At 39.0% G+C, this 6,523-nt stretch carries 5 protein-coding genes, 1 tRNA gene and 1 pseudogene; 1 reads left to right on the top strand and 6 read right to left on the bottom strand.

Going from position 1 to position 6,523, the window contains the following annotated elements:
- Window positions 1-567 (top strand): IS3 family transposase (locus tag BMG01_RS03520; RefSeq protein ID WP_143472283.1); only part of this gene is annotated, 567 nt, incomplete at its 5' end.
- 485 nt (window positions 568-1,052) lie between these two features.
- On the opposite strand, the gene BMG01_RS03515 is transcribed toward BMG01_RS03520, so the two are convergent.
- From BMG01_RS03515 to yvcK, 6 genes and pseudogenes are all read right to left on the bottom strand, one after another.
- Window positions 1,053-1,123 (bottom strand) — tRNA-Ala (locus tag BMG01_RS03515).
- A 44-nt stretch (window positions 1,124-1,167) separates the two neighbouring features.
- Window positions 1,168-2,405 (bottom strand): annotated as a pseudogene (locus tag BMG01_RS03510) (PTS sugar transporter subunit IIC).
- A 178-nt stretch (window positions 2,406-2,583) separates the two neighbouring features.
- Entirely contained in the window at window positions 2,584-3,579 is a 996-nt protein-coding gene (locus tag BMG01_RS03505; RefSeq protein ID WP_004911380.1) for a D-2-hydroxyacid dehydrogenase, read from the bottom strand.
- Between the two features lie 316 nt (window positions 3,580-3,895).
- Window positions 3,896-4,498, bottom strand: a complete 603-nt coding sequence (locus BMG01_RS03500) for an ATP-dependent Clp protease proteolytic subunit (RefSeq protein ID WP_004911383.1) — start codon at window positions 4,496-4,498, stop codon at window positions 3,896-3,898.
- Between the two features lie 86 nt (window positions 4,499-4,584).
- On the bottom strand, window positions 4,585-5,529 hold the full coding sequence (whiA, locus tag BMG01_RS03495) for a DNA-binding protein WhiA (RefSeq protein WP_004911385.1): 945 nt from the start codon (window positions 5,527-5,529) through the stop codon (window positions 4,585-4,587).
- Window positions 5,530-6,498 carry a gluconeogenesis factor YvcK family protein gene (gene yvcK / locus BMG01_RS03490; RefSeq protein ID WP_004911387.1) on the bottom strand — a complete coding sequence of 323 codons (969 nt, stop codon included), beginning with the start codon at window positions 6,496-6,498 and terminating at the stop codon, window positions 5,530-5,532.
- Between the last annotated feature and the right edge of the window lie 25 nt (window positions 6,499-6,523).

Below are 6,523 nucleotides of genomic sequence, written 5' to 3'. Positions count from 1 at the left end.
CGTCGTTTAATGCGAGAAGCTGGCATATACTCTGTCATGAGTCGTCGATTTAACAAACCAACGACAACTGTTGATTATCGTCAACGTCCCAACTTAATCAGGCATTCACCCGAAGCCAACGCTTGGAGCATGGACATCACTTATTTAAAGTTGAGTAATGGTCAGTGGGTCTATTTAGCGTCAGTTTTAGAGTTACAAACGCGTAAGATATTAGCCCATCAAATCAGTGCCACGATGGATACCAAATTGGTAGTTACAACACTACAAAGATCGCTGTCAACTGATAAAAAACCAAATTATTTACATACTGATATGGGCAGTCAGTTCACTAGTTTTGGCTTTGAAAATTTGTTAAAGCGACATAAAATTGATCATTCGTATTCAAAACTAGGACATCCATATGATAATGCCAAAATTGAAAGTTTTCACTCCCTATTAAAGCGTGAAATGATTTATCAATTCCGGTTTCCATCGATTGCACATCTAATTTTAGATGTGTCCAAGTATATTCATTGGTTCAACAACGAAAGAATCAGTCTTGCCAATCAAAAAATAAAAGTTGCCTAATCAGTTCAGCCCTAGATAAAAAATAGTCCGAATTATTGACTTATGAGCAAAAATTATTAATTACTCTGTAAGCTTCTCCAACTGTAACCATAAAGTACAATCTCCTGTTTTAGGCAAGTATACACTTATTAAGACATCAAGTGTGAGCGACTAAAATGCGCCACTCTGACCTTGATTACTTATATGCTTTATTATTAGAATATACTACCCATAATTTAGATACAGGTATTTATAAAAAGGCCAATGCATGGATATAAAAATCGGCTTATACTCATTGGGATAAATATAATTTGTACATTGTTGGCAATTATTTGCACCAAAAAACGGCTCAAACGCCGTTACACTGCCTACTTGCGTATTTAAAATGTTTCCCTAAAAGTTTCCCATTTTGTGTGAAATGCTATGAAATACAGTGCAACGTTTTTCATAAGAAAAAGCGCTACATCAAGGTTTTTGAAACCTATGCAACGCCATGAAATGTTAATTGGAGCTAACGGGAATCGAACCCGTGTTTGCTGATTGCGAACCAGCCGTACTCCCTCTATACTATAACCCCAAAATACAATGGCTTTGTTATGCCAATGTATTTTTTATTATAAATTACAAGTCTTGTTGGAAATCCATTGGTGTATATAATTTCAATAACTTACTGAAAACAAATTGTGCAATGAGCCCTGCAATGACTGGAATGACTAACCATGCAATAATCGCCACAAATGGATTGATGAAGTTATTCATCACTGAAGATGGCACTGCAGCATCTTTAACCATTGACTGAATTGGAGAAACCAAACCAATGTAACCAAATCCAGCAGTTGTTGGTGTTCCTTGAATATTAAATAGTGCCACTGGAATACCTGAAATTGCGGCCGTCAATAAGAATGGCAACATTGTTACAGGCTTAGCAAATACAGAAGGCATCATACCTTTCATAGCACCCAAAGCAATCGCAACCGTTACACCGGGCTTATTCACCTTCCAAGAATTAATTAGCAAGACGATAGTCGTTGCCACAACACCCATCGCTGCGGCACCTGAACCAATACCAGACAAACTAATTGCCAAGGCAATACCAACAGTTGACACAGGTGTGATAATGATAATTGCAAACGCCATAGCAATCAACATTGCCATTGGGATTGGCGCTAACTTTGTAAATGTTTCCACCAAGTTACCAATCCAAGTCGTAATATCACCAACATAAGGTGCAATAGATTTACCAATTAATCCAACACCACCGCCAACAATAATTGGGCTCAAAATAATTGCAACTGAACCAAATCCTTTCAAATAGCGGGCTACTAACCATGTCACAAAGACAGCAATCGCAGACACAATCATAGCATTGATAACATCACCAGCACCACTGGCAATGTAAATGTTTGCTGGCGCACTGATTTCAAACCAGTTACTGGGTTAACAAACCCTGCTGGCGCAACTGCCCATTTGATTGAACCAGATGCAACCGCTGTTGCAATAGCCACAACACCAACATCCAAGCTCTTCATCTTAAATTGTAAAGCAACAGCCATACCAATTAAAAATGGAATCAACGATGTAAATAAAGTTAGAATAGCGCTCAAGTTAGCACCAAAAGCAGTTGTGCCTAAACCTGAATATTGAATAATGTATTTCATCACAGCCGATGGCAAAACACCAATCAAAATTCCCTGAGCTGATCCTGATAATACTTTAAAGAAAAAATCCTTTAAATGTAAATTAGTTTGACCACTAAAGGCCACGGGCGCATTTTCTTTTGCTTTGCGTGCATAAGCCTCATTCCGAACTTCCTGCGACGCTTTTGATGACCATTTCTGGCCGTCTGCTTTGATAGTCATATCAAATTTCCTCTTTCCAACGCTTGTGATGTCTCCCACTATCTCAACAACACAGCACATAAATATATTACACTAACAATTATATCACTTGATTATCATTTCACAAGTACCCCGCATAAAAATTCCCAGATGTCTAGTCTGGGAATTTAACAGTTTTATGTTTGTAAAATACGTTCAATTAATATTTAACTGCAATGGCTGGTGTTTCACCTTTTGCAAATGCAACCGCGGCATCGAATGATTGGTGAACCATTTCTAAGACAGCCTTTGTTGTATAGAAAGCTGTATGTGGTGTAACCAAAACATTTTCGCGTGCAATCAAATCAGCAATCTTTGGATCTGGGAATTCCTTGTCTGACCAATCTTCATTGAACAAACCAACTTCGTTTTCGTAAACATCCATACCAAAATCAGAAATTTTACCAGAATTCAAACCATCAATCACGGCATCAATGTCCATCAAATTACCACGAGCAGCGTTCATGATAACAACACCATCTTTCATCTTTGAAATCGCATCAGCGTTAATCAAATGATGATTTTCAGGAACACCTGGCACGTAAAGTGAAATGGCGTCTGCTTGCGCATACAATTCATCAAGTGTGTCAACATACAAACCTTCAGCTTGCAATTCAGCATTTGGGAACTTGTCGTAGGCAATCACTTTTGCGCCGAATCCCTTTAAAATGTTAATGGCAACACGGCCAATATGGCCTGTACCAATAACGCCAACAGTTTGCATACGCATTTCGCGACCAATTGTTGGTGCCCAACGCAAATCATGCTTAGCGATCTTTGCATCCAAAGCTTTTGTACGACGTAGCAAACGTGACAATTGAATCATTGAATGTTCAGCAATTGCATTTGGTGAATAAACTGGGACATTTGAAATATTAAAATTGAATTCACGCGCAGCATCAAAATCAATGTTATCTGTTCCAACATTACGCAAAGATAAGTTAGTAACACCAACATTAGCTAAAGCAGTCAATGTTTCACGAGTATAATCCAATTGTTGATAAACAACAGCTGAATCAGCCCCTTCAGCTAATTTAGCTGTTTCAGGTGTCAACAAATCTTGTGTATAGTCAACTTCAACCTCTGGGTTAGCAGCTTTCCATTCTTCAAGTGATGGCTTTTCATCATCACGAATACCGTAAGCAAAAATCTTCATGAGTTCCTCCAAAATTTTATTACACTTACATTGTACCCTATTTCACTAATGAAAGCACGACATTTAATTATCACGCATCTATTTTTTCTCATAATTTGTTCTCAAAATGCTTAAACTAAAAACACACTTTATTCACAATTAAGCTGTAATATTATAGATATTCCAGAGCAACACGCGCTGGAAACTCTCCTAAATAACGTCATCGCTAGATGACTCTCCTTCGAATTTTTTAGATGCCCGCAACATCTAAATTCATGAAAGCAGCCGTGATGAAGCTGCTTTTTTTCTGCATTAAAAAACAACCTCTCGGTTGTTTTTATTTTGAGATAGGCTTATCACCAGACTTTGTTAAAATACCGTCAATAAAACCGTATTCCAATGTCTCTTCGGCACTCATCCAGTTATCACGTTCAGTATCGTGCGCGATTTGATCCAAATCCTTACCAGAAGCATCAGCCAAAATTTTGTTCAATTTTGCACGTGTTTTGGTCAATTGCTCAGCAATAATCGCCATGTCGGTCTGTTGCGTACCGCCGGCAGCACCACCCATTGGTTGATGAATTAAGTACTCAGCATTAGGCAGCATATAACGATGACCCTTTTCACCTGAAGCAGCAATTATAGTCCCCATCGAAGCTGCGAGTCCCATCACAATAGTTGTCACAGGTGCTTTAATAAAGTTCATCGTGTCGGTGATTGATAATCCAGCTGTTACAGAACCGCCGGGTGAATTAATATACATCGAAATTTCTTTATTTGGATCTTGAGCCTCCAAAAACAGCAACTGAGCAACAATAGATGTCGCCATACTGTCTTCGACCTCTCCTTGCACCAAAATAATACGATCTTTTAATAAACGTGATGGCAAATCATAGTTTTCACGTCCATTTGCAGTTTGTTCAATAACTCCGGGCCACATAAATTTTACCTCGTATCTTAGCTTGGTTAATTCAAATAATTAACTTATTATTATTTTAGCACATTAACGACGCGAGTGCTAAAAATTTACAATTTCGTTAAATCATAGGTTTCACCAGCTTCAATCATTTCTGCCAATTGCTTTAATTTTCGCATACGATGATTAACGCCTGATTTACTAATTTCTAATATATCACCAAGTTCAGCTAGTGATTCATCAGGATGATCTAGTCTTGCTTGTGCCACTTCGCGCAGTTTTTGTGGTAGAAAGTCCAAACCACCAATTTGCTTTGCGATCATCTGAATCTGCGATACTTGTTTATTAGCGGCAATCGCCGTTTTTTGCATGTTAGCCGTTTCAGCATTAACCAACCGATTCACCGAATTTCGCATATCGCGCATCATTCTAATGTCTTCAAAGCGTAACATTGATTGTGTCGCACCAATGGTTTGTAAAAAATCAACAATTTTTTCAGCACGTTTCAAATAGACAATAAAGCCATTACCGCGATCAGTCATTTTGGCTGGCAAATCAAACCCGGACATCATCACCAAAAGTTGCTCGCCTAGTTCTTCATGCGTTGTATAGATTTCTAAATGATAATTTGCTTTTTCGGGCGAATTTACAGAACCTGTCGCTAAAAAAGCGCCGCGTAGAAATGACCTTTTTTTATCGACTTGATTTAAAATTCGTGACGGAATTTCCGGATGAAGCCCAAAGGGGTCAACACCGAGATCATTTAGTACATCATCAATCTGGCTTTTCAGCAACACACCGTATGACTTGTGCCGAGAAAGATGATTATGGTCACTGACTGTTACTTCGACCTCAACATTGGCATAACTTTGTTTTAAAAGTGTATAAATACGTCTAGCAATTGCAGCATTTTCCGTCTGGACACGAATACTTTGATCTAGTCCAAGTGTACTGACACCATTCATACGCATAAGTGCCGATAACTCCGCTTTAGCGTTAGCACCATGAACAATCAAACCAGTCAGTTCTTTTTTTACTTCAGCAGCGTAAGACATCTATCGTTTTCCTAAAATTTCAATCAATTTATCAGCAATTTTTTGACCATCATGAAAAGCACCGGCATCACGCAATTGCAAAAAATCGCCGGCAATTTGCTGTGCCCCTTGAACTTTGACCGCTGGTTCATCAAGTTTAACTTGTTTCGAAATCTCATTCCATTTTTGAAAATCAACGAAATCGTCTGGTACCTTTTTACTGTTTGAAACAACATAGTTAACGACGGGAGCACCAATATGTGCGTTAAGGGCTAGCAAATGTTGTGCATCTGTATACGCATCTGTTTCGCCTTTTTGCGTCATAATGTTAGCAATATAGACTTGTTTGGCTGATGTTTGCTGGAGAGCCTGTCTCACTTCTGGCACCACAACGTTTGGTAAAATCGAAGTAAACAAGCTTCCTGGTCCATATACTACCATATCCGCGTTCATGATTGCTGTCACAACTTCTGGTGCTGCCTTAGGTTCCTCACCCGGTTCATCGCCGGTAACCCAGACATGATCAATCGTCTGATGCGCATGCGTAATCTCAGACTCACCAGCTAAAGTTGATCCATTTTTAAACTCTGCATGTAAAACCAGTGGCTCATTTGAAACTGGATAGACATGTCCACGCACACGTAAAAACGCTGCTAAACGTTGCACCGCATCAAAAATATTACCCTGCATTTCCGTAATTGCAGCAATAATTAAATTACCCACAGCATGTTCTGCGAAAAATGCATCTTCTGCGTGAAAACGGTACTGTAATAGCTTCAAAATTTCTGGGTCAACATCGGCCATAGCCACCAAAATATTACGAATATCGCCAGGTGGGACAATATTAATGTAATCTCTTAGCAGCCCACTTGAACCACCATCATCAGCAACAGTCACAATGGCTGATAAATCAACCGCTTCTCTGACCAATGGCTTGATGATAACTGGCAAGCCAGAACCACCGCCAATAATCACGATTTTAGGTTTCATATTTTGCACCTTTCCAAAAACTAAC

This window comes from Leuconostoc sp. BM2 (assembly GCF_002095565.1).
Taxonomy (GTDB): domain Bacteria; phylum Bacillota; class Bacilli; order Lactobacillales; family Lactobacillaceae; genus Leuconostoc; species Leuconostoc falkenbergense.
Note: the sequence above shows the minus strand (reverse complement) of the source record. Positions and strands in the feature narration are given on the sequence as shown.

Coding starts and splice junctions, on each gene's coding strand:
- whiA (WP_004911385.1), bottom strand. CDS start 5,529: ATGTCTTACGCTGCTGAAGTAAAAAAAGAACTGACTGGTTTGATTGTT.
- BMG01_RS03500 (WP_004911383.1), bottom strand. CDS start 4,498: ATGTGGCCCGGAGTTATTGAACAAACTGCAAATGGACGTGAAAACTAT.
- BMG01_RS03505 (WP_004911380.1), bottom strand. CDS start 3,579: ATGAAGATTTTTGCTTACGGTATTCGTGATGATGAAAAGCCATCACTT.
- yvcK (WP_004911387.1), bottom strand. CDS start 6,498: ATGAAACCTAAAATCGTGATTATTGGCGGTGGTTCTGGCTTGCCAGTT.